Origin of the sequence: Sphingomonas sp. Leaf257 (genome assembly GCF_001422185.1) — a bacterium.
Taxonomy (GTDB): Bacteria; Pseudomonadota; Alphaproteobacteria; order Sphingomonadales; family Sphingomonadaceae; genus Sphingomonas; species Sphingomonas yabuuchiae.
In genome coordinates this window covers 203972-228709 of record NZ_LMMH01000003.1, presented here as the reverse complement: position 1 = coordinate 228709, position 24738 = coordinate 203972, and the positions used below count along the sequence as shown (strand labels likewise).

Below are 24738 nucleotides of genomic sequence, written 5' to 3'. Positions count from 1 at the left end.
TCTCACCACCTTCCACAGCGTCGCGGGGTGGAGCAGCCCGGTAGCTCGTCAGGCTCATAACCTGAAGGCCGCAGGTTCAAATCCTGCCCCCGCAACCAACGCTATAGAACCCGACACGCCGCCCCCACGGGCGGCGTCGGCGTTTAGGGACCACGCCACCGACATCGCACCCGCTGCTTGCCCGCGAACCCATAGCAGTATCCAGCATGGCGCCCGGCGTATCTTAAAGCCCCGCAACAACCCTGTACCCCTGGCCTTCCACTTCGCTCAGGCTGAACGGAGGCAAGGGAAAACGCCGCCCGTCGGGCAGGACTGTGTCCGAAAACCCTCGCGCCCAATGGCGACGCTCATGCGCGTCGTTACGCCTCCCTTTGTCCATGCGAAAAGGGAGGGACGTGACCATCGCCACGTCCCTCCCTCCGGCCTATCCGCTGCTCGATGAAGCCGCCGCCTGAACGGCCTTAAGCCTTCAGGCCCTTCGCCATGTTCAGATGCGCCGTCACCGTCGGGACCAGCTCGCTCGCAAAGCTCTTCAGCGCCGGTACGTCGCCCGTCGTCGCATACCCCCTCAGCGCATCCAGCGTCTGCTGATGCCCAGACGTCTGCGCAGCGATGTACGCCGCGTCAAAGGCCGTTCCCTTAAGCGACTTCAACTGGTCCAGCGTCGCCTGCTGCTGCGCATTCAGCGTCGCATCGGGCATCATTGCCGGGTTCATCCCGCCGGTCAGCGTCTTCAGCTTGGCGGTCGAGCCGGTATGGGCGTCGATCATCTTCTGGGCATAGGACTTCACCGAGGCCGAGGCGCCATTGGTGAGCGCGAGCCTGGACGTCTCGATCTCGAAGGCGTCGCTGGCCGCGGCGGTGTTCACGAAGCTCTGCGCCGCGCTTGTGGCAGGGGTTTGTGCCGGGGCGGGGGCGGACGCATCTGCCTGGTTATACGTATCGGCGCTATTCGTCGTGTAGGTCGACGAATTGTCCTGCTTCTGGCCACAGGCCGCCAGTGCAAGCAAGGCGGTGGTCGCAATGAAGGTCGAACGAATGGTCATGGCAAACCCCTGAAATGACGACAGATGCTGTCTAAGCGTCTGTCGGGCCATGACGTTCCCGCAGAGGCCATCTCGTTGAAGGAGCGGACCCGCAAGGCGCTTGCGTCGTTAGAGCGGGCATCGTCGCATCCGATCAGCGAAGGAACCACCCGATGAGCATTTTCGGCAATATCCTGAACAAGATATTCCACCATGGCAGCAGGGCCGAAGCCGCGCCTGCACCGTCACCCGCCCCGGTCCAGGCACAACCCGCACCGGCCGCTGCACCCGCCCCGACCCCGGCCCCCGTCGCGGCCCCGACCCCGGCGCCGCAGAATGTGGATGTCGGTGCGGTTCTGTCGGAAATGGCGTCGATGAAGGGCGGCGGGGGCAATTACCAGAGCTCGATCGTCGATCTCCTGAAGCTGCTCGACCTGGATTCGAGTTTGTCGGCGCGTAAGGAACTGGCCAATGAACTGGGCGTGCATGCCGCCGAGGACGGCTCGGCCGAGCAGAATATCGCGCTTCACAAGGCGGTGATGGCCAAGCTCGCCGAAAATGGCGGGATCGTGCCCGACAGCCTGCGGAACTGACGAGCCGGAAGGGGCGGCGGTCCGCATGACCGCCGCCCCATCACCTCAATCCCGGAACAGCAGCGGCGCCATTGCCTGAAGACTGCGCCGCCACGTCTGGAACTCGTGCCCAGTGCCCTCCGATACGTAGAAGACATTCCTGATCCCGGCAGCCGTCAGGGCGGCAGCATTGGCGCGGGGATCGCTGCGTGGGCCACCGGGCGGACCGCTGCGCCCTCCCTCCAGTTCGCGGCTGCCGAAGCTGACAAAGGTGAGTTTCACCTTGTCGCGATAGCCCGGCGTGACCTTCACATCCTCCGGCGACATGGTGCCGCCGCTGAGCAGACCGATATAGGCGAAACGGTCGAGGTGCCTGGGCGCGATCAGCTTCGTCTCGAAGCCGCCCATCGAGAGCCCGGCCATGGCGCGGTGGCGCTGGTCGGACAGGGTGCGGTAATGCCCGTCGACATAGGGAATCAACTCGTCCAGCAGCACGGTCTGGAAGGGGCGGATGTCGAAACTCGCCAGACCGCCGGGCGCGCCGGGGCGAATGGTGTTGGTCATGCCATAGGTCATGACGATCAGGAACGGCCGCGTCTTTCCGGCCGCGATTAGATTGTCCATGATGAGGTTGGCATGGCCCTGGTTGGACCAGGCGGTTTCGTCCTCGCCCCAACCATGCTGAAGATACAGCACCGGATAACGATCGCGCGTGTTCCGGTCATAGCCGGGCGGGGTGTAGATAAAGGCGCGTCGCGACGTGCCGGTGCTGGGCGACGGGAACAGAATCTGTTCGACCCGGCCATGCGGCACATCCTTCAGCGCATAGAAATCCGCGTCATGCGCCGGAATCTCAATGCCGCTTTCCCAGCGGGTCGAGCCATAGAAGTTCAGCGTCCCCGGATCGTTGAAGGTGCCGCCATCGACCGTCAGATGGTAATAATGAAATCCCTCGTCGAGCGGGCCTTCCGACGTTCCCGTCCAACTGCCGTCGGGGCCTTTGGTCAGGACGGTGCCGCCGCGTCCGCCCAGACCCAGGCTGACCTTCACCGCCTTGGCATCGGGGGCGGTGATGCGGAAACGGGCATAGCCCTGCGAATTGACCTGCGGATAGGACTGGCCAGGCTGGTTGAGCGACGAGGGGCGGAAATCCTCGATCACCGCCGGTGGGGCGGTCTGGGGCGTGGTCTGAGCAGGGGCCATGGACGCGGCCATCGTCACCGTTAAGGCGGCCGCCAACAGGATCTTCATCGATCATCCTCCCTCGTCATCCGTTGGTTCATTTCGACCATATCGGAGAGGGGAAGGTGCCGTTTATGGCCGGATCACACAAGGCGGTTTGGCAAAAAACGTCGTTAAGACAGAGGCTTGTCGATGAAATCCTTTGCGGTGCTGCCGCGTTCATCAATGGCGTGATGGTGCTGGCATCCCGGCGCATATGCCGACCAGCGGCTCGAAACTGGTAGAAGACTACCAACCATTCCCGCAAAAAATACCAGGAACGGCTTAAATTATCATAAGTTGTACCCGGCCAGATCGGTCGCATTTCGCCGCCGGTCGCATGGGAGCAACCGGGTGGCCAAAATCCTCGCAAGTATCGGCATCGCGCTCGTCGCGGTGGCGTGCACCCCGCCCTCGACGCGGATCGCCACCGGGCTGGAGCGCTATGGCCTGGACAGCCAGCGTTCGACCTGTGTCGGCCAGCGGCTGGAACGCAACCTGTCGCTGGGGCAACTGCAACAATTGGGCAATGCCGCCGCGGCCTATCGCCGTGACGATCCCAATCCCGGCCAGCTGACCGCAGGCGATCTGATCCGGGTCGCGGGCGAGATCAAGGACCCGAAGATCGCACTGGAAGTCGGCAAGGCCGCCGCCACCTGCGGCGTGGCTCCCTGACGCCCTTTCCTTGCATTTTCGGAAACGAATGATGAGCACGCATGAACTGCACGGCAATGCGCGCCATTTCGGTGGCAAGGTGGAAAAGACGATCGGCGATGCGGTCGACAGCCGCGACTGGAAGGTGGAAGGCGTCACCGATCAGGTCGCCGGCAGCGCCGAGCATCTGTTCGGTCGTGACCAGTCGGTCGCGGGCGAGGTGGCGGATGCCACCCCCAGCCTGATCGAGGAAGCACGCGAGCGGGGTCGGTCGCGGCCGCGCGTCGCGCCCAGGCCCAGGTGAATCAGGCCAAGGCCGAATTCGTTCAGACCAAGAACGAAGCGGTCGCCAAGGCCAAGCAGGCCGCCGCTGCCGCCGGGGCCGGTGCCAACACCTCGTTCCTCCTGGTGCTCGCGCTGCTGGTCGGCGCCGGTGCCTACGCCTTTGGCGCAACGGCGGCCGGCCGCCGTCGTCTGCGCTGAGTACCCGCGGCGGGCCGGCGTACCGGGCCCGCCGCACCCCCTTTTCGAGGAGATCGTCATGACCAAGAAGATCGCTCTGGGTGCTACCCTATTCGCCGTCCTGACCCTGTCGGCCTGCAACACCGTGAACGGCGCGGGCCGCGACCTGCGTTCGGCCGGTGCGGCGGTGTCCGACGCCTCGGGCCAGGACAAGCCCAAGAGGTAAATTCCGACCATTCCTCCCCTGCAGGGGGGAGGACCATCTGCAGGATGGGGGAGGGGTGTCCTGCTCTCGAGAGGGTGACACCCCTCCGTCAGGCCTTCGCCCTGCCACCTCCCCTACCGGGGGAGGGTTTCTTCATGGTTTCGGGTGGCGCATCCGCCTCGACCAGTTCGACGACCTCGAAGCGATACCCGACCCAGCCGCGCTGCCGCACCGCTTCCGCCATGGCGGCATCGTTCGCCATCGCCGCCTTGCGCGACTTGGCATGGCCCCAGAAGACTTCTGTCCTGCCCCCGCCCAGATCGGCGACGATCCGCCAATAATGGGTGAAGGGCTGCGATGTCGGGCCGATCGTCTTCACATAGCCATCGGGCATCGTCGCGATCAGATAACGGTTCCTGCGTGCCATGCCGCCGCCATAGCGCAAGGACGCCGCGACCTCATCCCGCTTGACGCCCTCCATCGCCGCCGCGTAGCGATACGGGGCCGGAATGATCCGGCGATATGATCGCGCCGGTTCTCCCGACAAGGGAGATTAAAAGGGAACACGGTGAGGGGCCTGGCTCCGAATCCGCGGCTGTCCCTGCAACTGTAAGCGGTGAGCGGCGATGCACGGATCGGCCATGGGCGCGATCCAGCCACTGGGGCAACCTGGGAAGGCGCATCCGTCCGCGACGACCCGTGAGCCAGGAGACCTGCCGGCGTCAGGTCGCTCATGCCCGGTCCAGGGGATGGTCGAGGCTAGGTCTGTTCCGACGAGCGACGCCATAAGTGGCGGAGGCGCATGGGTGGCCCTGTGGAATGCGGAAAACGGCGTGCCGCACGCAGGGCACCTGGCTGCCCGAAATCGGGCGGCAAGGCCTCGGCTTGTTCGCGACAAGACGCTATGGGCTTTGAAATGATATATCGTAACATATTCGGACAGGCTCCTATGGTCCTGTGGAGTGGCGCGGCGCTTCTGCTGGGGGCGGCGCAGGCAAGGGCGCAAAAGGCCGAGGAGCAGGGGGGTGACGCCACCGTGCTGGTGATCGGCACGCGGGAGAAACAGGCGCTCGACACACCCAATGCGACCGGCAGCCGCCTGGGCCTGACACCGCTGGAGACGCCCGCCAGCATCGCCTCGCTCGATGGCGGTACGATCCGCGCGCGCGGCGATGTGTCGATCGTCGAGGCGGAGACGCGTGCGCCCGGCCTGTCGAGCGTCGCCAATCCCGGAAATGGCGGCACCGCGCTGGCCGCGCGCGGCTTTTCGGGGCAGGGATCGGTGCTGCAACTGGTCGACGGCGTGCGGTTGTTCCCGGCGGCGGGGACGATCACCTTTCCGACCGATCCCTGGATGGTGGAGCGGATCGATGTGCTGGGCGGCCCTGCCTCGGTCCTTTACGGGCAGGGCGCGCTGGGCGGCGCGGTCAATGTCGTGATGCGTGCGCCCACCGCCCAGACCCATGGCCAGGCCGAGATCGGCTATGGCGGGCAGGACAGTTTCCGCGCCGCCGCCGGGCTGGGCGGGCCGCTGACCCCGACGCTCGGCTACCGCGTGGATGCCAGCTATCGCCGGTCGGACGGCTATGTCGATCGGGGGCGTTCGGACAGTGTTGCGCTGTCGGGGACGCTGCGCTGGACGCCGTCCTCCACACTGGCGGTGACGGTGCGCGGCGATCATGGCGACCAGCGGCCCATGACCTATTTCGGCACCCCGCTGATCGACGGGCGGCTCGACCTTCGGGTGCGGGACCGCAACTATAATGTCGGCGACGGGCGGATGCGGTTCCGCGACGACCGCGCCTCGATCCGGGTCGACTGGACGCCGAGCAATGCGGTCAGTCTGTCCAACATCGCTTATGTCCTGACCAGCGACCGTTTCTGGCGTAACCTGGAGAATTATTGCTGGGTCGGTGCGAGCGGCGCGTGCGCGGACGGATCGACGGGCATTCCGGCCACGATCCGCCGAAGCAGCAATTACGGCATCCGCCACGACCTGACCCAATGGGGCGATCAAGCCAGCGTGACGTGGCGCACGGGACTCGCGCCGGGCATCGCCAACGCGCTGGTCGTCGGGGTGGACGCCAATCTGGTCCGCTTCACCCATGAGAACGACTTCGGCTCGGTCGAGCAGGTCGATGCGGTCGATCCCTTCGCCTTCGATCCCGGCCGTTTCCTCGATACGCAGGGAATCGCCCCGCGCTACCGCACCCGCACCACCGCGCTGGCGGTGTTTGCCGAAGATCGGGTGACGCTCGGCCCGAAATGGTCGGTGGTCGGCGGCGTCCGTTACGAGGTGGACAATGTCCGTCGCTGGACCGTCGCCACGCCGGATCGCTTCGTGCTGGAAAAGACGTTCCGCAACGCGACGTGGCGCGCGGGGCTGGTCTATCAACCGGTGCCGACCCTGTCGCTCTATGCGCAATATGCCACCGGCGTCGATCCGTTGGGCACCCTGACCACCGTATCGACCGGGCAGGTGCAGTATAGCAACGCGCGCGGAAACCAGGTCGAAGCGGGGGCCAAGTGGCTGTTCGCGAACGGACATGGCACCGCCACGCTGGCGGCCTATCGCATCGTCAAGACCGGGCTTCTCGCCCAGCGCACGCTGGCGAGCCCCGTCGAGCAGGTCGGGCAGCGATCGTCGCAGGGCGTCGAGGCGGCGGTGACGCTCGATCTGCCGCAGGGCTTCGGGATCGACGCAAACGGCACGCTGCTTGATGCGCGGTTCGACGATTTTCGCTCCGGCGGCGTGGATTATAGCGGCCGCACCCCGCCGAACGTGCCCGAGGCTCTGGCCAATCTCTGGCTGCGCTGGGATGCTTCGGCGAAGCTGCAGGCGCGCGCCGGGCTGCGTTATGTCGGGCGGCGTTTTTCGGACAATGGGGAGGCGTTCCGCATCCCCGGCTATGCGACGGTGGACACGACCTTGTCCTATGCGCTGACGCCGCATCTGGCGGTCGATGTCCGTGTCTATAACCTGTTCGACAAACCCTATGCGGTGACGGCGTACGGCGACCAGCAATGGATATTGGGTCGCCCGCGCGCGCTGGACATCGGCGTCCGTGCGGGATTCTGACCGGTCCTGGGGGAAGGCGGGCTTGCGGCTCGCCTTCCTCACCCATCGCTGGGTCGGGATCGTCACCTGCCTGTTCTTCGCCATGTGGTTCGCCAGCGGGCTGGTGATGCTCTATGTGCCCTATCCGTCGCTCAAACCGGCGGAGAGCTGGAAGGGCGCGCAACCGATCGACTGGGAGCGGGTCGTCCGAGCGCCCGTGGCGCCCGACGCCCGGCGGATCACGCTGGAGATGCGCGACGCCGCACCGGTCTGGCGGATCGAGAGCCGCGATGGCGACACCCGCATCCTGTCAGGGGACGGCGGAGCGGTCGCTCCCGTCGATGCCGCACTCGCCGCACGCGTCGCCACCCGGTTTGCGGGGCCGGTTCGCCAGGTCGAGCGGATCGTGGACGACCAATGGACGGTGGCGAACGGCTTCGACCGGCATCGCCCTTTGTGGAAGGTCGCGCTGGCCGATGCGGCTGGGACCGAACTCTATATCTCCGGCCTGACCGGCCAGCCGGTGCAGCGGACGACGCGGGGCCAGCGGTTCTGGAACTGGCTGGGCTCGGTGCCGCACTGGATCTACCCGACCGTGTTGCGTCGCGACCGGGAGACTTGGCGGCAGGCGGTGATGTGGGTGGCGGGCCCGTGCATCGCGGTCGCACTGACCGGCCTGTGGATCGGCATATTGCGACTGCGGGTGGGGCGGCGGCGCTATCGGGGTGGGCGGATGACGCCCTATCGCGGCTGGATGCTCTGGCACCATGTCAGCGGGCTGGCGGGGGCTGCGATGCTGACGACCTGGATCGTCAGCGGCTGGCTGTCGGTCGATCCGGGGCACGCCTTTGCCGGGGGCGAGGCGCCTGTGGCGGCGATGCGGGCCTATGCCGGGCGGGCGGGGCGGCCGCGCGACCTGAACCGGCTGGCCCGGATCGCACCGGATGCGCGCACCGTCGAGTGGAGCGGGGACGCGGGGTTCGCGCGGATCGCGATCGATCGCGCGTCGCCGCATCCGCACTGGCTGGAGCAGGCGACGCTGACCCCCGCCCGGGCCGTCGATCCGTTGCGCGCGGCGATGCTGGTGCCCGGCGGACGGCGGGTGGCGCGCGAGTGGCTGGCGCGACCCGACTTCTATTGGACCGACGCAACACGGCTGCCGCTCTGGCGGTTGCGGTTCGACGATGCGGCGGCGACCTGGCTCTATATCGATCCCGTCAGCGGCGCGCTGGTCGAGCGGCAGGACGGCACGCGGCGCGCCTATCGCTGGGTCTATACGCTGCTCCACACCTGGGATTGGCCTTGGTTGACGGCGCATTACTGGGTCTGGACCGGCTGGATGTGGCTCTGGTCGCTGGCCGGCCTGGTCCTGTCGATCAGCGGGGTCGTGCTTGGGCAGCGGCGCCTGCGTCGCCCGGCGCGCGGAAAATGATGAAAGCGCCGCCCTGCGCGTGGGAAAGGGTGAAAAGCGCGCCATCGGGGTTGGCGTCGTGCGTCCCGCCCGCTTAAGTGGGCGGCATGTGGCAACTCTACCAATTCCCGCTCTGTCCCTTTTCCCGCAAGGTCCGGCTGTTGCTGGGTGAGAAGGGCGTCGGATACGAGTTGGTGCGCGAGTCGCCGTGGCAGCGGCGCGACGAGTTTCTCGACATGAACCCCGCCGGGCAGACCCCGGTGATGGTCGACGAGGAACGCGGCGTGCTGCTGGTCGACTCGATGGCGATCAGCGAGTTTTTCGAGGAAACGGTCGAGAAGTCGGCAATGATCAACGGCACCGCCGTCGGCCGCGCCGAGATCCGGCGGCTGGTGACGTGGTTCGACACGCATTTCTATCAGGACGTGACCGGCCCCTTGCTCCACGAACGTATGGTCAAGCGCGTCGCACGCACCGGAAGCCCCGATGCCAAGGGCCTGCGCGAGGCGATGAAGGCGGCGGTCGGCCATCTCGACTATACCGATTATCTGCTCGACCATCGCAACTGGTTGGGCGGGGCGACGATGAGTCTCGCCGATCTGGCGGCGGCGGCGCAGATTTCGGTCGCCGATTATCTGGGCGGCATCGACTGGAAGGGGCATGAACAGACCGCGCGTTGGTATCGCGGGCTGAAGAGCCGCCCCTCCTTCCGCCCGCTGCTGTCCGAGCGGATGGAAATGGTCACCCCGCCGTCGCATTACGACAATGTCGACTTCTGACGCCCCCGCCACCCGTATCGGGATCGAGGATTTCCTGGCGGTCGACATCCGTGTCGGCACCGTCATCGCCGCCGAACCTTTCCCCGAAGCGCGCAAGCCCGCCATCAAGCTGACCATCGATTTCGGCGATGTGATCGGCGTAAAGCGCTCCTCGGCGCAGATCACGCGGCATTATACGCCGGAGACCCTGGTGGGGCGGCAGGTGGCGGCGGTGGTCAATTTTCCGCCGCGCCAGATCGGGCCGATGATGTCCGAGGTGTTGACCCTGGGCTTTCCCGATGCGGAGGGGCAGGTGGTGCTGATCGCGCCGGATTTGCCTGTACCCAATGGGGGGCGGTTGTTCTGAGGGTTTTCCTTGGCCTTCGACTTCGCTCAGGCTGAACGGAGGTTGGGGAAACAAAAGCCGTTCAGGCTGAGCGAAGTCGAAGGCCACGCTTCCTTGTTAGCCTTAACATTACCCCTTGCGCCCTACGCCGCGAAGCGTACCATCCCCGTCCGACCGTAGGGACATAACCCACGGAGGATAGGAGGGGATATGAAGTCCAAACGCTGGGCCGGCCATGCGCTGGCCGCTTTGCTAACGCTCTCGGTGGCGGCACCCGCCATGGCGCAGGCCGACAAGATGGCCCCGATCGCCATACCCGCACAGCCGACCGCCATTCCGCTGAACACCGGACCGTTGCCGGGTGCGAAGAAAAAGGAAAGCTGGCACAGCCAGTATAACAGCGTGTTTGCCCGCAACGTGACGGAGGCGACGCTCACTCCCTTCCTGCCCGATCCCGCCAAGGCGACCGGTGCCGCCGTCATCGTCGCGCCCGGCGGCGGTTTCCGTACCCTGTCGATGCAGAATGAAGGCTGGGACGTGGCCAAGGCGCTGGCCGATCGCGGTATCGCGGCGTTCGTCCTGAAATATCGGCTGAACCAGACACCTGCGGATATGGGCGAGTTCGAAAAGTCGATGGCCGCAATGTTCTCCAGCGTAGCGCGCCCCGCCGCGCGGCCGAACCCGGAGGAGGCGTTGAAGGGCCTTGCGCCCCAGATCGCCGATTCCCGCGCCGCCTTCGCACTGGTCCGCCAGCGGGCGGGCGAGTGGAAGGTCGATCCGACCCGCATCGGCATGGTCGGCTTTTCGGCGGGTGCGATGCTGACCGTCGCGACCGTCCTCGACGGACAGGCCAAGCCCGCCTTTATCGGCGACATCTATGGCCCGCTCCAGCCGATGACGGTGCCCGCCGACGCGCCGCCGATGTTCGCCGCGATCGCCGCCGACGATCCGCTGTTCGCGGGCAAAGGCTTCGGTCTGATCGACCAGTGGATGGCCGCGAAGAAGCCGGTCGAGTTCCATCTCTACGGCCAGGGCGGCCACGGCTTTGGCATGTATCCGAAGAAGACGACCAGCACCGGCTGGTTCGACGCCTTTTATCGCTGGATCGTGATGGAAGGGTTTTTGAAGGCCGAATAATCCTCCCCTGAAAGGGGAGGGGGACCATGCGCAGCATGGTGGAGGGGGAGTGCCGCAAGGACGTTCCTACGAGGAAAGCCCCCTCCACCGCCCTGCGGGCGGTCCCCCTCCCCGTGCCGGGGAGGATCAATCGATGCTCTTGGACGCCTGCTCGAACAGATCCTTCGACAGGCCCGGCGTCTCGACGATCCGCACCAGCTCGGCGCGCATCAGGGCCGAGCGCTTGGCGTCGAACCGGCGCCAGCGGCCGAGCGGCGGCAGCAGCTTGGCGGCGGTCTGCGGGTTGAGCCGGTCGAGCGCGATCAACTGCTCGGACAGGAAGCGATAGCCCGAACCGTCGGCGGCGTTGAACGCGCGCTGGTTCACCCCGAACGCCCCCAGCACCGCCCGTGCCCGATTGGGGTTGGCGAGCGTGAAGTCGGGATGCCGGACCAGCCGCTCGACCACCGCGCCGGTGTCGCTGCGGGACGACAGCGCCTGGGTCTGGAACCATTTGTCGAGGACCAGCCCGTTACCGGCATAGCGCGCATGGAAACGCGCCAGCGCCTCTTCGCGCTCGGGCGCGTCGGAATTGACCAGCGTGGTCAGCGCCGCCTGCCGGTCGGTCATATTGTCGGCCGCCTCGAACTGCGCGAAGGCCAGCGCGGCGGCGTCTTCCGCACCGCTGGCCGCGATATAGCCGAGCGCGACATTACGCAGGCGCCGCCGCCCCTTGGCCTCGGGCGAATAGACGTAAGAACCCTGCGCCAGCTCGGCATAAAGCCGCCGCCAGGTCGGCAGCAGCGCCTGGCCCAGTTGCGTGCGCAGCGCCTCGCGCGCGGCATGGATCGCGTCCGGGTCGACGGTGGCGAGCTGGTCGCCGATGAAATTCTCCGACGGCAACAGCACCGCCTCGGCGAGGAAGGCGGTTTCCAGCCCCTCGGCCTCCAGCGTACGGGTGACGGCGTCGATCACCGCCTGGCCCTTCATCTCGCCATGGATCGTGCCCGCGACCAGCGTGTCGAGCATCAGCTGCTGCATCGCCTCGTACCGGGCGAAGGGATCGTCGTCATGCGCCGACAGGAAGGCCAGGTCCTCGGCCGTCCGGTCGCTCTCGACCACGATGGGGGCGGAAAAGCCGCGATTGATCGACAGGACGGGACGCTCGGTGATGGCCTCGAACACGATCGTCTCGGCCACCTGGTCGAGCAGGACCAGCGTCTCGTCGGTCAGCGGCCGGCCGGTCTCCGCGCCGAACAAACGGACCTTGAGCGGCAGCAGCATCGGCTGCTTCATGGTCTGCCCCGGCGTGGCGGGGACATGCTGGGCGAGGCGCAGCTCGGCGCGGCCCCCGCCGGGTTCGTGGGACAGGCCCGCCGAGACACGCGGCGTGCCCGCCTGAGAATACCAGAGGCGGAATTGCGACAGATCGATGCCGCCCGCTTCCTCCATGCAGGCGACGAAATCCTCGCAGGTGGCGGCCGTGCCGTCGAAGCGGTGGAAATACAGGTCGGTGGCGGCGCGGAACTTCACCGGCCCCAACATGGTCGCCATCATGCGGATCAGCTCGGCGCCCTTGTTATAGATGGTCGCCGTGTAGAAATTGCTGATCTCGATATAGCTTTCCGGGCGCACCGGATGCGCGAGCGGGCCGGAATCCTCCGGGAACTGGCTGGCGCGCAGGCCGCGCACATCCTCGATCCGCTTGACCGCGGCCGATCCCTGGTCGGCGGAGAAACACTGGTCGCGATAGACGGTGAAGCCTTCCTTCAGGGAAAGCTGGAACCAGTCGCGGCAGGTGATCCGGTTGCCCGACCAGTTGTGGAAATATTCATGCGCGACGACGGCGGCGATCGCGTCATAATCGTAATCGGTCGCGGTGTCGGGGTCGGCCAGGATGTAGCGGCTGTTGAAGATGTTCAGCCCCTTATTCTCCATCGCGCCAAAGTTGAAATCGTCGACCGCGACGATGTTGAACACGTCGAGATCGTACTCGCGGCCATAGACGCGCTCGTCCCACGCCATCGACAGCTTCAGCGCGTGGAGCGCATGGTCGGTCTTGGCGATGTCGGCCGCGCGCACCCAGATGCCTAAGCGCACCTCGCGTCCGCTCATCGTGGTGAAGGTCGAGGCGTTGACCGCCAGATCGCCCGCCACCAGCGCGAACAGATAGGAGGGCTTGGGGAAGGGGTCGTGCCACTCGGCCCAATGCGTGCCGTCGCCATTCTCGCCCTGGGTCACCGGATCGCCATTGGCGAGCAGCACCGGGTAGCGCGCCTGATCCGCCGTCATCCGCACGCGGTAGACGCTCAGCACATCGGGCCGGTCGGGGAACCAGGTGATGCGGCGAAACCCTTCCGCCTCGCACTGGGTGCAGAGATTGCCGCCCGAGGCATAGAGACCCATCAATTGGGTGTTGCTTTCGGGCGCGATCGACACCTCGGTCTCGACGACATGGGAATCGCCGGTGAGCGGCACGACCAGCTGCTCGCCCTCGATCCGCCAGTCGTTGACCGCAACGCCATCGACCTTGACCGACAGCGGCGTCTGCCCGGCACCGTCGAGCCGCAGGGGTTCGTCATGCGGGCCGCTGCGCGTGACGGTCAGCGCGGCGTGGACGCGGGTGTCGGCGGGGTCCAGCGCGAAGTCCAGCGCGATCTGCGGCACCTCCCAGGCGGGGGGGCTGTAATCCTCGCGCCGGATGGCGGCGGGGGTGATGCTGGGCTGGGCGGCGCTGCGCTGAATGTCCATGACGGGAATATAGCCGCGCGCACCCGCTGCGGCCACCGGGCTGGCCATGAAAAACCGGGACAGTGCGTCATGGCCGGGGTTGATCGGCCCAGATGGCGTGATACGCCTGTGCCACACCATTTCCCCGAAAGGTCCTGCATGTCGCGTTCGACGGCTCTGCTGCCGCTGCTTCTCCTGTCCACCGCCGCGATCGCGCATGATCACGATCACCTGCATTATCAAGCCGCTAGCACCGCGCCGGTCGAGGCGAAGGCGCAGCGCAGCCCGGCCGAATGCAATGCCGTCATTACCGCCGCCCTGCCCGAGGATCAGGCCGCAATGAAGGCGCACGTCATGTTCCTGGCGTCGGACGCGATGGCCGGACGCGAGGCGGGGACCCGCGACTATGACATCGCCGCGCAATATGTCGCCGCGCAATTCTATGCGGCGGGGCTGCGGCCGGGCGGCGACCAGGGCGGCTATCTGCAAAAGGTGCCGTTGGTCGCTTATAATGTCGCCGACAAGGGCAGCGCCATGTGGACCCCGGCGGGCGGCCAGGCGCAGGAACTGGTCTTCGGCGAGGACTTCGTGCCCTCGCCCGTGCCCAATGCGAAGGAAACCAGCCTGTCGGCGCCGGTCGTCTTTGTCGGTTACGGCATTGATGCGGCACAATATGGCCTGACCGATTACAAGGGTGTCGATGTGCGCGGCAAGATCGTCGCCTTCGTCCCCGGCACGCCCGAGGGGCTGGGCGGTGAGGAGCGCGCCTTTTTCGGATCGGCGGCGAACAAGGCCTCGCTGGCGGCGGCGCGCGGCGCGGTCGGCGCGATCCAAATCGACATGCCGCGCGCCGGGGGGCGGCAACGACCCTTCGCCTCGCTGGCCCGCTATTACAACGCGCCGCGCGTCACCTGGGCGAACCCGGACGGCACCGCCCATGCGATGACGCCGACGATCCCGGTGCTGGGCACCCTGTCGCAAACGGGCGCGGCCAAGCTGTTCGGCAAGGGCTGGGACGTAGTGGTGAAGGCCGCCGCCACCCCCAAGCCCGGCTATAAGCCGCTGACCGCCAAGGGCCAGTTGACGGTCGCGTCCAAGACCAGCTTCAAGCCGATGGACAGCAGCAACGTCATCGGCCTGATCCCCGGCAGCGACCCGAAGCTGAAGGACGAGGTCGTCGTCCTGTCCGCGCATCTCGACCATATCGGCACCAATGAGGGCGGCGAGGGCGATCGGATCAACAATGGCGCGCTCGACAACGCCATCGGCATCGCCAGCCTGATCGAGGAGGCCAAGCGCTTCAAGGCCGCCGCCGCGCCCAAGCGGACCGTTATGTTCCTGGCGGTGACGGCGGAGGAAAAGGGGCTGGTCGGCTCCGACTATTTCGCCAACCACCCGACCGTGCCGCTCAAGTCGATCGTCGCCGACGTCAATCTCGACATGCCGATCCTGACCTATAAGTTCGAGGATATGGTGGTGTTCGGGGCGGACCGCTCGACGCTGGGGCCGATCGTGCGCAAGGCGGTGGGGGCGATGGACCTGCCCGTCTCGCCCGATCCGATGCCGGAGGAAGGCATCTTCGTCCGCTCCGACCATTTCCGCTTCGTGCAGAAGGGCATCCCCTCGGTCTTCCTGTGGCCGGGCCAGAAGGGGCCGGGCAAGGCGGCGGTCGAGGATTTCATGAGCCACCGCTATCACCGTGTCGGCGACGAGATCGACCAGGGCATCGACTGGAGCCAGGGACCGCGCTTCGTCAGCGTCAATTACGCCATCGCCCGCGAGATCGCCGACGCGCCAGAGCGGCCGGTATGGAACAAGGGCGATTATTTCGGCACGCTCTACAAGGGGCCGATGGCGGCGAAGTGAGGGGCGGGGAGGCGTCTTGCAGCCAAGCCGCCCCCCAACCGTTCCGCCCGAGCGAAGTCGAAGGCTATGCGGAACTGCCGGTCCGTGTGCTTCGACTTCGCTCAGCACGAACGGAGGTTTGAGTTTGGTCGGTCGTCTCTTCGTCTTCGGCATGGGCTATGCCGCCGGTCACTTGGCCGCCTTGCTGGAGGGGCGGGGCTGGTCCGTCATGGGCACGACCCGCGACGGGCGCGGCGGCACGATCCGTTTCGACGACCGTGACGGCGTGGAGGCGCAGGTCGCCGCCGCCACGCATATCCTGTCCTCCGTGCCCCCCGTGGACGAAGCGGACCCGGTGCTGCTCGCCTATGGCGCGCAACTCGCAAAGTCGGACGCGTGGATCGGCTATCTCTCTTCGACCGGCGTGTATGGCGACACCGGCGGCGCCTGGGTGGACGAGACCGCCCCCATCGGCTCGGGGCGGCGTGCCGCGCGGGCGGCGGCGGATGCGGACTGGCAGGGCCTGGGTGCACGGGTGTTCCGACTGCCCGGCATCTATGGCCCCGGCCGCTCGCCGATCGACCGGGTTCGTGCCGGTCGCGCGCACCGGGTCGGGCTGCCCGGACAGGTGTTCAGCCGGGTGCATATCGCCGACATCGTATCGGGCGTGATCGCCGGGTTCGACGGGCCTGCGGGGGCCTATAACCTGTCCGACGATTTCCCGTGCGACCAGGATGCGGTCGTCGCCTATGCCGCCGAACTGGCGGGGCTGGCGCCGCCGCCGCTCGTGCCGCTGGAGAGCCTGTCGGCGGCGGCGCGGGGCTTCTATGCCGAGAACCGGCGGGTGGCCAACGGCAAGGCCAAGCGGGTGCTGAACTGGCGCCCGCTTTATCCCGATTACCGGTTGGGCCTGCGCGCCTTGAGCGCGATGACCAGCCCGACCGCCGTCACCGCCGCGCCCGCGCCCGCCAGCAGCGACCAGCGATAACCCTCGAACACCGTCGACAGGCTCATCGCGATGACCGGCACGATCACGCTGGAATAGGCCGCCTTGGCCGGGCCGATCGCACGCAGCACCCGGTAATAGAGCGGAAAGGCCAGCGCCGAGGCGAACAGCCCGAGATAGAGGATGCCCAGCACATAACCGGTGCGCATCTCGAACACCGGCGGGCCGTTCAGGCTATAGGCGATGATCGCATCCAGCGCCGATCCGATCAGCATCGCGACGCTCAAGGTCGCGTGCATCGGGAAACGCTTGGCGGTCTTGGTCGCCTGCATGACGTTCGCCGTGGAGGCGGACAGGATGGCCACGATGGTCAGCGCGATGCCGGTCAGCGCGCGCGCCGGTCCCGCCGGGTCGACCCGCGCCTCGTGCACGAACAGCAGCGCCGCCCCCGCCATCGCGATGGCGGAGCCGAACAGCAGCTGCCGCCCCATGCGCTGTCCCAGGAAAAGGCGCGCGAACCCCGCATTGGGGATCAGCAGCATCGCGAAGATCACCGCGACCAGCCCGGAGGTGATGTAGCCTTCGGCATGATAGACGAAGTTGAAATTCAGGACGAACTGGAACAGCCCGATCCCGGCGGCGAACAGGAGGCCGGTGGTGCCGAGGCGGAAACTCTCCCGCCGGGCCAGCGCGAAGGCCCCCATGGCGAGCCCGCCGACCAGGAATCGATAGCTGACCGACCAGGTGGCGGGGACGACCGAGATCTGGTCGCGGATGACCAGCCAGGTCGATCCCCAGATCAGCGTGACGATCGCAAAGGGGATCAGGACGGCGGCGCGGGTCGAGCGGGGGGCGGTGTCGAACTCGCTCATGTCATGCTCTTATCCAGGGCGGCGATCGCGTCGGCGAGGCGCGCGACATGCTGGCCGTCCGTGTCCCAGGCGGTGACGAGGCGGATTTCCCCGTCCGCCCAGTCGTAAAAGTCGAAGCCCTGTGCGCGCAGGCGGGCGGCTTCCTCCGGCGTGGCGCGCAGGAAGACCTCGTTCGCCTCGACCGGATAGACCAGCCGGTTCCCGGCCGCGCCCGCCAGTCGCTCGGCACAGGCATTGGCGAGCGCGCCGTTGGCGATCCACAGGTCGTTCTCGACCATCGAGAGCACTTGCGCGGCGAGATAGCGGCCCTTGGACATCAGCAGGCCTGCGCGCTTGCGGCGGCGGCGGGTGGTGTCGGCCAAACCGGGCTTGAAGAAGACCAAGGCCTCGGCACTCATCGCGCCGTTCTTGACGAAGCCGAAGGACAGCGCGTCCACCCCCGACTGCCAGGTCAGTGCGGCGGGCGTGCAGCCGAGGCGGGCGACGGCATTGGCGAACCGCGCGCCGTCCATGTGGAAGCCCAGGCCCCGCTCCTTCGCCAATGCGCCGATCGCGGCCACCTCGTCGGGGTTGTACACCCGGCCATATTCGGTGGCGTTGGTGATCGAGATCGCATGCGGCTGGACCCGGTGGACGTCATTGGCGATGGCGTCGATCACCGACTGGATCGTATCGGGGGTCAGCTTGGCCCCGTCGCCATCGGCGAGCATCAGCTTGGCGCCATGCGTGTAGAATTCGGGCGCGCCGCCCTCGTCATTCTGGATATGCGAATCGCGGTGGCACACCACGCCGCCATAAGGCGGGCACAGCGCGGCCAGCGCCAGGCAGTTGGCGGCGGTGCCGGTGGGCACCCACAACACCTCTACCTCGGTGCCGAACAGCTCGGACAGCCGTCCGTCCAGCGCCTTGGACCAGCGGTCGCCGTCATAGGCGGCGTCCATCTGGTCGGCGGCGACGATGGCCTCCATCACCTTGGGATGGATACGGGCGGCATTGTCCGAGAAGAAGCGCATGGCTCCGGCGTTTGGGGGAGGCGGCGGAACAGGTCAACACCGCTCCCCCATATGGTGCCTCAATGCGGCGCGAGGCCCAGCTCGACGCCCGTCTTGTCGTGCAACGCGAAGCGGTCGACCAGATCGGCGCTCGCCTGGTTATAGCCGATCACCTCGACACCGGCTCCGTCGCGGCGAAGCCGGGCGACGATCTTGTCGAGCGCGCCCACACCCGAAATATCCCAGAAATGCGCCGCCGACACGTCGATCACGACATCGCGGCCCGGCTCCGCCTGGAAAGCGCGGGTGAAGCGATCGACCGAGGCGAAGAAAATCTGGCCGGTCACGCGGTAGCGCACCGCCTCACCCGTCTCGATCCGCTCGACCGCGAACAGGCGGCGGACCTTTCCGGCAAAGAAGATACCCGACAGCAGCACGCCCGCCGCCACACCCTTGGCCAGGTCATGAGTCAGGACGACCACCGCGACCGTGACCAGCATGACCACCGAGGAGGTCGGCGGATGGCGGCGCAGGTTCGGAATCGAGTTCCAGCTGAACGTCCCGATCGACACCATCACCATGACGGCGACCAGCGCGGGCATCGGGATCCGCCCCACAAAGGGACCAAGCCCGGCAAGCAGGATCAGCAAGACGACCCCGGCGGTTAGCGTCGACAACCGCTTGCGCCCGCCCGAGGTGACGTTGATCACCGACTGGCCGATCATCGCGCAACCGCCCATGCCGCCGACCAGCGCGGCGGCGATATTGGCGCCGCCCTGTCCCATGCACTCGCGGCGCTTGTCGCTGTCGGTGTCGGTCATGTCGTCGACGATCTGCGCGGTCAGCAGCGATTCGAGCAGGCCGACCGCGGCCATGGTCAGCGAATAGGGCAGGATGATGCGCAGCGTCTCCCAGGTCAGCGGCACATTGGGCAGCGTTAGGCTGGGCAGTCCCTCGGGCAGCCGTCCCATATCGCCGACCGTGCGCACCGGCAGGCCCATGGCGATGCTGATCCCCGCCAGCACCAGGATCGCGACCAGCGGCGAGGGGACCGCCTTGGTCACGCGCGGCAACAGATAGATGATGGCAAGCCCGGCGGCGACCATCGCGTAGCTGTGCCACGTCACGCCGGTCAGTTGCGGCAGCTGCGCCATGAAGATCAGGATGGCGAGCGCGTTGACGAAGCCCGTGATGACCGAGCGCGAGACGAACTGCATCACGAGGTCGAGGCGCAGCAGCCCCGCGGCGATCTGGATCAGGCCCATCAGGATGGTCGCGGCAAACAGGTAATCGACGCCATGCTCGCGGACCAGCGGCGTGACGACGACCGCGACGGCGGCGGTCGCGGCGGAGATCATCGCGGGCCGCCCGCCGGTAAAGGAAATGACGATCGCAATCGCGACCGAGGCATAGAGTCCGACGCGCGGATCGACGCCCGAAATGATCGAAAAGCCGATCGCCTCGGGGATCAGCGCGAGGGCGACGACCAGCCCGGCGAGCACGTCACGGCGTGCGTCTCCCAGGCCGGAGAACCATTGGGTTCGATAGGTTTGAACAGTCATGAAATACCAGAATGTCGCGCATGGCGGCGCGCGTCCTGACGGCAGGAGCGGGGATAGGGCCATGCATTCTGTTGTCCGGCGGATCGGCGGCCGGAATAGCCACCCGGAATTTCACCGGGTCCTTGCGAATGACCGCGCGTTTAACGGCGAAGGGGCGGACAGGGCAAGCCCTTCCGTCTCATGGTTTGGTTCGCGCAGAGGCGCGGAGGACGCAGAGAGCATGATAGTGATCTGCTCTCAATTCCTCCCCTGCAAGGGGAGGGGGACCATCCGTAGGATGGTGGAGGGGTGTCACCAGGCGTGAGCGTGGTCTCACCTAACAAGTGGTACACCCCTCCGTCAGGCCTGCGGCCTGCCACCTCCCCTTGCAGGGGAGGAATGTCGATTGTCTCTCTGCGTCCTCCGCGCCTCTGCGCGAACCGAATTTCTTCGTGCCATCGCGTCTTCGCGCGAACACGCAAAGACCAAAGCGTGTGTTATTCCTCTTCGTCGCGCTCGTCGGGCGGGCGGCGATCCTCCGGCGGGGGACCGGCGCGGTCGGGGCGGCGGCGGCCGGGGCCGACGGTGATCGAACCGTCATCGCCCGTGCGCAGGTCGATGCCCAGGCCCTGCATGATCTCGCCGACCGGATCGGCGGAACCCGGCATCATGTCGGGGCCACCGGGCATCATGCCGTCGTCCATGCCATTGGAGATGGCGTCGGGATCGACCTCTTCCTGCACGACGGGGGCGGCGACCGGCGGGATGTCGAGCGCCGACTGCATGAAGGCGCGCCAGATGCGGGCGGGCACGCCGCCGCCCGACAGGCCGGGATTGGGCGTGTTGTCGTCATTGCCGACCCACACGCCGACCACCAGGTCGCGCGCGAAGCCGACGAACAGCGCATCGCGCGAATCCTGCGTCGTGCCGGTCTTGCCATAGGCATCGACGGTCAGCAGCGCCTGCCGCCCCGTGCCCGTCTTGATCGAGGAGGACAGAAGGTCGAGCATCCCGTCATGCACCGATGAGGCGAAGCCCGTCTTGCGCTCGGTCAGCGACTGATACCAGCCCTTGTCCTTGACGTCGTTCAGGCCGCGCGCGGCGACCGGATAGCTTTCATTGGCGACCGCGGCATAGGCTGCAGTCAGCTCGAGCAGGCTGACGGTCGAGGTGCCGAGGCCGATGGTCGCCTCGTTCGGGATCGGCGTGGTGATCCCCAGATCGCGCGCCGCCTTGATGACCGACTTCACGCCGACCGCCTGGGTCAGCCGGGCGGCGGCCACGTTGGACGAGCGCGCAAAGGCCTGACGCAGCGTGATCTTGCCCAGATAGCGCCCGTCGCTGTTGCGCGGCTTCCACCCGGCGATATCGACCGGCTCGTCCTCGATGGTCGAGTCCGGGGTCATGCCGGAGCGCAAGGCCGCCAGATAGACGAACAGCTTGAACGCCGAACCCGGCTGGCGGCGCGCCTGGGTCGCGCGGTTGAACGGGCTCTTGGAATAATCCTTGCCGCCGACCATCGCGACGACGCGGCCATCGGGGCGCATCGCGATCAAGGCGACCTGCGCTTGGTTCAGCCCGGCGCTGCGCACCGTACGCTCGGCGATCCGTTGCAGCCGGGGATTGAGCGTCGTCTGGACGGTCGCCTCGGTCTTGATCTCGCCCGCCTGGTCGCGCGCCTCGGGCAGCACCCAGTCGGCGAAATAGGTGCCGCTGGGCAGCGTTTCGGGCCGCGAGGCGAGGACACGCTGCGGCTGGACGGCATCGGCCTCCGCCTTGGTCAGGAAGCCCGCATCCTCCATCGCCGCGACGACGACCGCCTGCCGGGCGCGCGCGCCCTTGAGGTTGGTGGTGGGGGCGAGGCGCGACGGCGCCTTGACCAGCCCGGCCAGCATCGCCGCCTGGCCGATGTTCAGCTTGTCCGGCGTGCGGCCGAAATAATGCTTCGACGCGGCGGTGATGCCGTACACATTGTCGCCGAAATAGACGTTGGACAGATAGCGCGACAGGATCTCGTCCTTGGTCAGCCACGCCTCCAGCCAGAAGGCGATCATCGCCTCGCGGATCTTGCGCCCCGCCGTCCGGTCGGAATCGAGAAAGGCATTCTTCGCCAGCTGCTGGGTGATGGTCGATCCGCCTTCGCGCACGCCGCCCGATCCGACATTGTGCCAGGCCGCGCGCAGGATGCCGCGCGGATCGACGCCCCAGTGCGAATAGAAACGCCGGTCCTCGATCGCCATGAACGCCTCGCGCACATGGGCGGGCAGCTTGGCCGCATCGACGGGCGCGCCGATGATCGCCCCGCGCCGCGCGATCGGCGTGCCGTCATCGGCGGTCAGCGTGATCGAGGGCGGCGTCGGCGGCTGGAGCGAGCGCGACAGCGGCGCGGTGACGGCCAGCCAGGCGATGGCGATGACCAGCAGGATGATGCCCGCCGCCATGGCGCGCGCGATCCAGCGGCCCCAGCGGATGTTGCGACGCGGCCGCTCGGGGGACGCATCGTCTTCATCGGGGCCGAAGGTCCAGCTCTGCGTCTCCGCATCATAGAGCGGATAATGGGGCCCCACCGGCTCGTAAGGACGGTCCAGGGGGGTACGATCGGGATTGAACGGGTCGGGGCGCATCACAGGGTTCCGGTGGTCGGCCACTCGCGTGTATTACTCGACCAGAACACCGCGCGCAAGCTCATGCACGCGTTTACCCTGTTTGCGGCACCTCCGGCAAGCGCTCCGCCGGGGGCGTGTCGGTGATGAGGCCCGCCCGGTGCGCGACGATGGTGGGGACCAGAGCCTGGCCCGCCACGTTGATCGCGGTGCGGCCCATGTCGAGGATCGGATCGATCGCCAGCAACAGCCCGGCCCCCTCTAGCGGCAGGCCCAGCGTCGACAGGGTCAGCGTCAGCATGACGACTGCCCCGGTCAGCCCCGCCGTCGCCGCCGAGCCCAGCACCGACACCAGCACGATCAGCACATAATCGCCCGCGTGCAGCGGCAGGCCGTAATATTGCGCGACGAACAGCGCCGAGATCGCCGGATAGATGGCGGCGCATCCGTCCATCTTGGTGGTCGCGGCAAAGGGCACCGCAAAGGCCGAATAGGCGCGCGGCACGCCCAGTCGCCGCTCCACGGCGTCTTCGGTCACCGGCAGGGTGGCGATCGAGGAGCGCGACACGAAGCCCAGCTGGATGGCGGGCCAGGCGGCGGCGTAAAAGCGCTTGGGCGACATGCCATTGGCGAGCAGCAGGAGCGGATAGACCACGAACAGCACGAGGCCGAGCCCGATATAGACGGCCAGCGCAAAGCTGCCGAGCGCGGACAGCGACTGCCACCCATAGCGTACGATCGCATTGCCCAGCAGCGCGCCCGAGCCGAGCGGGGTCAGCCGGATCACCCAGGACAGGATGCGCCGGAAGATGGCGAGCGCGGAGGCGTTGAACGACAGGAAGCTCTCGCCCTTGTCGCCGACCCGCACCGCCGCGACGCCGATCGCGACCGCCATGACGATGATCTGCAGGATGTTGAACGACAGCCCGGTCTTCAGCGCGCCATTGTCACCCGCGCTCGTCGAGGCGGACAGGCCCAGGATGTTGGACGGGATCAGCCCGCGCAGGAAGTCGAGCCATGACCCTGCCGTATCCGGCCGCACGGCGCTGCCCGGCGCGACGCCCGCATGCAGGCCGGGTTGTAGCACGGTGCCCAGCGTCAGGCCGATGGTGACGGCGATCAGCGCGGTGATCGCGAACCAGATGAAGGTGGCGGCGACCAGCCGCGCGGCATTGTTCAGGTCGCGCAGTGCCGCGATCGACGCCACGATGGCGGTGAACACCAGCGGCACGACCAGCACCTTGAGCAGCTGGACGAAGCTCTCGCCGATGATGCGCAGGCCCTCGGCCAATCCGGCCAGGCCCTGCGACCGGGCGAGCAGGCCGAGCAGCAGGCCCACGGCCATGCCGACGAACACCTGTGCGCCGAAGGAAAAACGGAATTTCATCCGACCATAGCTAGCAAGCCGGCGAAACGATCCCAATCAACTTTTGCGTGGGGGCCAGAAAGCTCCCCATTTCGGGCCCCTTGCGGGGCGGGGGGAGAATGGTGCTGCCGGTGAGGATTGAACTCACGACCTCAGCCTTACCAAGGATGCGCTCTACCACTGAGCTACGGCAGCACTCGCGTTTCACCGCGGGAAGCGCGCCTAGAGACGATTGGGCGGGCATTGTCAAGCGGCCTTTGTGCAGATTATGCGAAAAGCCATGGCAAAAGACGAACGGGCGGAGCGGCTGGCGGCGGCGCTCCGGGAAAATCTGAAGCGGCGAAAGGCCCGGGCGCGGGAACAGGACGAAGGGCGTGCGCCCGATCCCGCCCCGCGCGACGAGTCCGCCTGACCGCTTAGCGGGGGGCGATCAGCCCCAGGACCAGGGTCAGGCTCCCCAGACCCAGCGACAACGCCCAGCGCAGCCTGGCCCAGCCTGCGATGGCCCGCATCGCATCGCCGACCCGAAGGTCGGCCAGCGGCGTGACCATGATGACCAGACCCAGCAGGATTAGCGCGACCCGGATCGAGCCGCCCGCCAGCAGCGGCTGCAAGAACAATGCCCATCCGATCAGGCTGGGCAGCACCGCGACCAGATAGGGCCAGCCCCGATCGTCGCGGCGGAGCAGCGCCTCCATCCACCACATACCGCCCAGGAAGGACAGGATAAGCGCGGCATAGAGCCCGCCGCCGATCGTCGCGGGCAGGGTCAGCGCCGGATCGACCAGCGTCAGCCCGACACAGGCCAGGGGCGGCAGCACACCCGCCGCGCCCAGGACAAAAGGTGGTCGTGGCAGGCGAGTGTGATTCATCGCAGCATTCCCGAAACATGGCGTTGCGGGGTGGCTACGCAGGGGCCGCGTGTTGGTTCATTCGGAATAGACCCGATCCTCCCCTGCAAGGGGAGGGTGTGCGGGCTTTGACGTGCCCCCGGCACGTCAAAGCCCGCACACAT

The 24738-nt window shown here is 67.1% G+C and carries 23 protein-coding genes, 2 tRNA genes, 1 riboswitch and 1 other annotated feature; of the genes, 14 read left to right on the top strand and 11 right to left on the bottom strand.

Features of this window, described 5'->3' with window-relative positions:
* Positions 1 to 21 precede the first annotated feature (21 nt).
* Positions 22 to 98: transfer RNA gene (locus ASF14_RS04975), tRNA-Met, on the top strand.
* Between the two features lie 363 nt (positions 99 to 461).
* On the opposite strand, the gene ASF14_RS04970 is transcribed toward ASF14_RS04975, so the two are convergent.
* A complete protein-coding gene (locus ASF14_RS04970) occupies positions 462 to 1046 on the bottom strand; it encodes a DUF4142 domain-containing protein (RefSeq protein WP_056432465.1) in 585 nt (194 codons plus the stop codon).
* A 152-nt stretch (positions 1047 to 1198) separates the two neighbouring features.
* On the opposite strand from ASF14_RS04970, the gene ASF14_RS04965 reads away from it, so the two are divergent.
* Positions 1199 to 1618, top strand: a complete 420-nt coding sequence (locus ASF14_RS04965; RefSeq protein ID WP_056432462.1) for a DUF3597 family protein — start codon at positions 1199 to 1201, stop codon at positions 1616 to 1618.
* A gap of 45 nt (positions 1619 to 1663) precedes the next feature.
* On the opposite strand, the gene ASF14_RS04960 is transcribed toward ASF14_RS04965, so the two are convergent.
* Entirely contained in the window at positions 1664 to 2848 is a 1185-nt protein-coding gene (locus ASF14_RS04960; protein WP_056432460.1) for an alpha/beta hydrolase-fold protein, read from the bottom strand.
* Positions 2849 to 3172: 324 nt separating this feature from the next.
* Between ASF14_RS04960 and ASF14_RS04955 the strand changes: the two genes are divergently transcribed.
* The 4 genes from ASF14_RS04955 to ASF14_RS20620 are packed head-to-tail and all read left to right on the top strand — an operon-like array spanning position 3173 to position 4160.
* Positions 3173 to 3493 carry a hypothetical protein gene (locus ASF14_RS04955; protein WP_042487616.1) on the top strand — a complete coding sequence of 107 codons (321 nt, stop codon included), beginning with the start codon at positions 3173 to 3175 and terminating at the stop codon, positions 3491 to 3493.
* A gap of 28 nt (positions 3494 to 3521) precedes the next feature.
* Positions 3522 to 3776 carry a CsbD family protein gene (locus tag ASF14_RS04950; RefSeq protein ID WP_056432457.1) on the top strand — a complete coding sequence of 85 codons (255 nt, stop codon included), beginning with the start codon at positions 3522 to 3524 and terminating at the stop codon, positions 3774 to 3776.
* Entirely contained in the window at positions 3773 to 3955 is a 183-nt protein-coding gene (locus ASF14_RS04945) for a hypothetical protein (RefSeq protein WP_056432454.1), read from the top strand. The genes ASF14_RS04950 and ASF14_RS04945 overlap by 4 nt, the downstream gene beginning before the upstream one ends.
* 58 nt (positions 3956 to 4013) lie before the next feature.
* On the top strand, positions 4014 to 4160 hold the full coding sequence (locus ASF14_RS20620) for an entericidin A/B family lipoprotein (RefSeq protein ID WP_082442073.1): 147 nt from the start codon (positions 4014 to 4016) through the stop codon (positions 4158 to 4160).
* A gap of 88 nt (positions 4161 to 4248) precedes the next feature.
* On the opposite strand, the gene ASF14_RS04940 is transcribed toward ASF14_RS20620, so the two are convergent.
* Positions 4249 to 4566 carry a hypothetical protein gene (locus tag ASF14_RS04940; protein ID WP_056432539.1) on the bottom strand — a complete coding sequence of 106 codons (318 nt, stop codon included), beginning with the start codon at positions 4564 to 4566 and terminating at the stop codon, positions 4249 to 4251.
* Between the two features lie 88 nt (positions 4567 to 4654).
* Positions 4655 to 4874: riboswitch (cobalamin riboswitch) on the top strand.
* A gap of 214 nt (positions 4875 to 5088) precedes the next feature.
* Between ASF14_RS04940 and ASF14_RS04935 the strand changes: the two genes are divergently transcribed.
* The 5 genes from ASF14_RS04935 to ASF14_RS04915 all read left to right on the top strand — a co-directional run bounded on the left by ASF14_RS04935 (position 5089) and on the right by ASF14_RS04915 (position 10849).
* The gene (locus tag ASF14_RS04935; protein WP_156361041.1) at positions 5089 to 7218 is read left to right on the top strand and encodes a TonB-dependent receptor; all 2130 of its coding nucleotides are present in this window, start codon (positions 5089 to 5091) and stop codon (positions 7216 to 7218) included.
* 22 nt (positions 7219 to 7240) lie between these two features.
* Entirely contained in the window at positions 7241 to 8629 is a 1389-nt protein-coding gene (locus ASF14_RS04930) for a PepSY domain-containing protein (RefSeq protein WP_236696930.1), read from the top strand.
* A gap of 86 nt (positions 8630 to 8715) precedes the next feature.
* Positions 8716 to 9387, top strand: a complete 672-nt coding sequence (locus ASF14_RS04925) for a glutathione S-transferase family protein (protein ID WP_007405605.1) — start codon at positions 8716 to 8718, stop codon at positions 9385 to 9387.
* Complete coding sequence (locus ASF14_RS04920; RefSeq protein ID WP_056432448.1) at positions 9374 to 9733, top strand: tRNA-binding protein; 360 nt, start codon at positions 9374 to 9376, stop codon at positions 9731 to 9733. The genes ASF14_RS04925 and ASF14_RS04920 overlap by 14 nt, the downstream gene beginning before the upstream one ends.
* 189 nt (positions 9734 to 9922) lie before the next feature.
* Positions 9923 to 10849, top strand: a complete 927-nt coding sequence (locus tag ASF14_RS04915; protein WP_056432445.1) for an alpha/beta hydrolase — start codon at positions 9923 to 9925, stop codon at positions 10847 to 10849.
* Positions 10850 to 10975: 126 nt separating this feature from the next.
* Here ASF14_RS04915 and pepN read toward each other — a convergent pair whose 3' ends face one another.
* On the bottom strand, positions 10976 to 13579 hold the full coding sequence (pepN, locus tag ASF14_RS04910) for an aminopeptidase N (protein WP_056432533.1): 2604 nt from the start codon (positions 13577 to 13579) through the stop codon (positions 10976 to 10978).
* A 138-nt stretch (positions 13580 to 13717) separates the two neighbouring features.
* Between pepN and ASF14_RS04905 the strand changes: the two genes are divergently transcribed.
* Together ASF14_RS04905 and ASF14_RS20615 are read left to right on the top strand one after the other, a co-directional pair.
* Positions 13718 to 15424, top strand: coding sequence for a M28 family metallopeptidase (locus ASF14_RS04905; RefSeq protein WP_082442072.1), 1707 nt, complete (start codon positions 13718 to 13720; stop codon positions 15422 to 15424).
* Positions 15425 to 15575: 151 nt separating this feature from the next.
* Complete coding sequence (locus tag ASF14_RS20615) at positions 15576 to 16391, top strand: NAD(P)-dependent oxidoreductase (RefSeq protein WP_082442080.1); 816 nt, start codon at positions 15576 to 15578, stop codon at positions 16389 to 16391.
* Here ASF14_RS20615 and ASF14_RS04900 read toward each other — a convergent pair.
* From ASF14_RS04900 to ASF14_RS04870, 6 genes are all read right to left on the bottom strand, one after another.
* Positions 16301 to 17221, bottom strand: a complete 921-nt coding sequence (locus ASF14_RS04900) for a DMT family transporter (RefSeq protein WP_056432442.1) — start codon at positions 17219 to 17221, stop codon at positions 16301 to 16303. The genes ASF14_RS20615 and ASF14_RS04900 overlap by 91 nt on opposite strands.
* Positions 17218 to 18234 (bottom strand): threonine aldolase family protein, encoded by a 1017-nt coding sequence (locus tag ASF14_RS04895; RefSeq protein WP_056432438.1) that lies wholly within the window; start codon positions 18232 to 18234, stop codon positions 17218 to 17220. Before ASF14_RS04895 ends, ASF14_RS04900 begins: the two co-directional genes overlap by 4 nt.
* A gap of 59 nt (positions 18235 to 18293) precedes the next feature.
* Complete coding sequence (locus tag ASF14_RS04890) at positions 18294 to 19775, bottom strand: SulP family inorganic anion transporter (RefSeq protein WP_056432435.1); 1482 nt, start codon at positions 19773 to 19775, stop codon at positions 18294 to 18296.
* A gap of 69 nt (positions 19776 to 19844) precedes the next feature.
* Positions 19845 to 19900 (bottom strand) — a sequence feature (sul1 is cis-regulatory element that is thought to sense ions involved in sulfur or methionine metabolism; They are found in Alphaproteobacteria).
* Positions 19901 to 20251: 351 nt separating this feature from the next.
* The gene (locus ASF14_RS04880) at positions 20252 to 22378 is read right to left on the bottom strand and encodes a transglycosylase domain-containing protein (protein WP_056432527.1); all 2127 of its coding nucleotides are present in this window, start codon (positions 22376 to 22378) and stop codon (positions 20252 to 20254) included.
* Positions 22379 to 22451: 73 nt separating this feature from the next.
* Positions 22452 to 23744 (bottom strand): dicarboxylate/amino acid:cation symporter, encoded by a 1293-nt coding sequence (locus ASF14_RS04875; protein WP_056432429.1) that lies wholly within the window; start codon positions 23742 to 23744, stop codon positions 22452 to 22454.
* Between the two features lie 99 nt (positions 23745 to 23843).
* A tRNA-Thr gene (locus ASF14_RS04870) sits at positions 23844 to 23918 on the bottom strand.
* An 85-nt stretch (positions 23919 to 24003) separates the two neighbouring features.
* Between ASF14_RS04870 and ASF14_RS22410 the strand changes: the two genes are divergently transcribed.
* Entirely contained in the window at positions 24004 to 24135 is a 132-nt protein-coding gene (locus ASF14_RS22410) for a hypothetical protein (RefSeq protein WP_269083238.1), read from the top strand.
* Between the two features lie 4 nt (positions 24136 to 24139).
* On the opposite strand, the gene ASF14_RS04865 is transcribed toward ASF14_RS22410, so the two are convergent.
* Positions 24140 to 24595, bottom strand: coding sequence for a DUF3429 domain-containing protein (locus ASF14_RS04865; RefSeq protein ID WP_082442071.1), 456 nt, complete (start codon positions 24593 to 24595; stop codon positions 24140 to 24142).
* Between the last annotated feature and the right edge of the window lie 143 nt (positions 24596 to 24738).

Coding starts and splice junctions, on each gene's coding strand:
- ASF14_RS04970 (WP_056432465.1), bottom strand. CDS start 1,046: ATGACCATTCGTTCGACCTTCATTGCGACCACCGCCTTGCTTGCACTG.
- ASF14_RS04965 (WP_056432462.1), top strand. CDS start 1,199: ATGAGCATTTTCGGCAATATCCTGAACAAGATATTCCACCATGGCAGC.
- ASF14_RS04960 (WP_056432460.1), bottom strand. CDS start 2,848: ATGAAGATCCTGTTGGCGGCCGCCTTAACGGTGACGATGGCCGCGTCC.
- ASF14_RS04950 (WP_056432457.1), top strand. CDS start 3,522: ATGATGAGCACGCATGAACTGCACGGCAATGCGCGCCATTTCGGTGGC.
- ASF14_RS20620 (WP_082442073.1), top strand. CDS start 4,014: ATGACCAAGAAGATCGCTCTGGGTGCTACCCTATTCGCCGTCCTGACC.
- ASF14_RS04940 (WP_056432539.1), bottom strand. CDS start 4,566: ATGGCACGCAGGAACCGTTATCTGATCGCGACGATGCCCGATGGCTAT.
- ASF14_RS04935 (WP_156361041.1), top strand. CDS start 5,089: ATGGTCCTGTGGAGTGGCGCGGCGCTTCTGCTGGGGGCGGCGCAGGCA.
- ASF14_RS04925 (WP_007405605.1), top strand. CDS start 8,716: ATGTGGCAACTCTACCAATTCCCGCTCTGTCCCTTTTCCCGCAAGGTC.
- ASF14_RS04920 (WP_056432448.1), top strand. CDS start 9,374: ATGTCGACTTCTGACGCCCCCGCCACCCGTATCGGGATCGAGGATTTC.
- ASF14_RS04915 (WP_056432445.1), top strand. CDS start 9,923: ATGAAGTCCAAACGCTGGGCCGGCCATGCGCTGGCCGCTTTGCTAACG.
- pepN (WP_056432533.1), bottom strand. CDS start 13,579: ATGGACATTCAGCGCAGCGCCGCCCAGCCCAGCATCACCCCCGCCGCC.
- ASF14_RS04905 (WP_082442072.1), top strand. CDS start 13,718: ATGTCGCGTTCGACGGCTCTGCTGCCGCTGCTTCTCCTGTCCACCGCC.
- ASF14_RS20615 (WP_082442080.1), top strand. CDS start 15,576: ATGGGCTATGCCGCCGGTCACTTGGCCGCCTTGCTGGAGGGGCGGGGC.
- ASF14_RS04900 (WP_056432442.1), bottom strand. CDS start 17,221: ATGAGCGAGTTCGACACCGCCCCCCGCTCGACCCGCGCCGCCGTCCTG.
- ASF14_RS04895 (WP_056432438.1), bottom strand. CDS start 18,234: ATGCGCTTCTTCTCGGACAATGCCGCCCGTATCCATCCCAAGGTGATG.
- ASF14_RS04890 (WP_056432435.1), bottom strand. CDS start 19,775: ATGACTGTTCAAACCTATCGAACCCAATGGTTCTCCGGCCTGGGAGAC.
- ASF14_RS04880 (WP_056432527.1), bottom strand. CDS start 22,378: ATGCGCCCCGACCCGTTCAATCCCGATCGTACCCCCCTGGACCGTCCT.
- ASF14_RS04875 (WP_056432429.1), bottom strand. CDS start 23,744: ATGAAATTCCGTTTTTCCTTCGGCGCACAGGTGTTCGTCGGCATGGCC.
- ASF14_RS22410 (WP_269083238.1), top strand. CDS start 24,004: ATGGCAAAAGACGAACGGGCGGAGCGGCTGGCGGCGGCGCTCCGGGAA.
- ASF14_RS04865 (WP_082442071.1), bottom strand. CDS start 24,595: ATGAATCACACTCGCCTGCCACGACCACCTTTTGTCCTGGGCGCGGCG.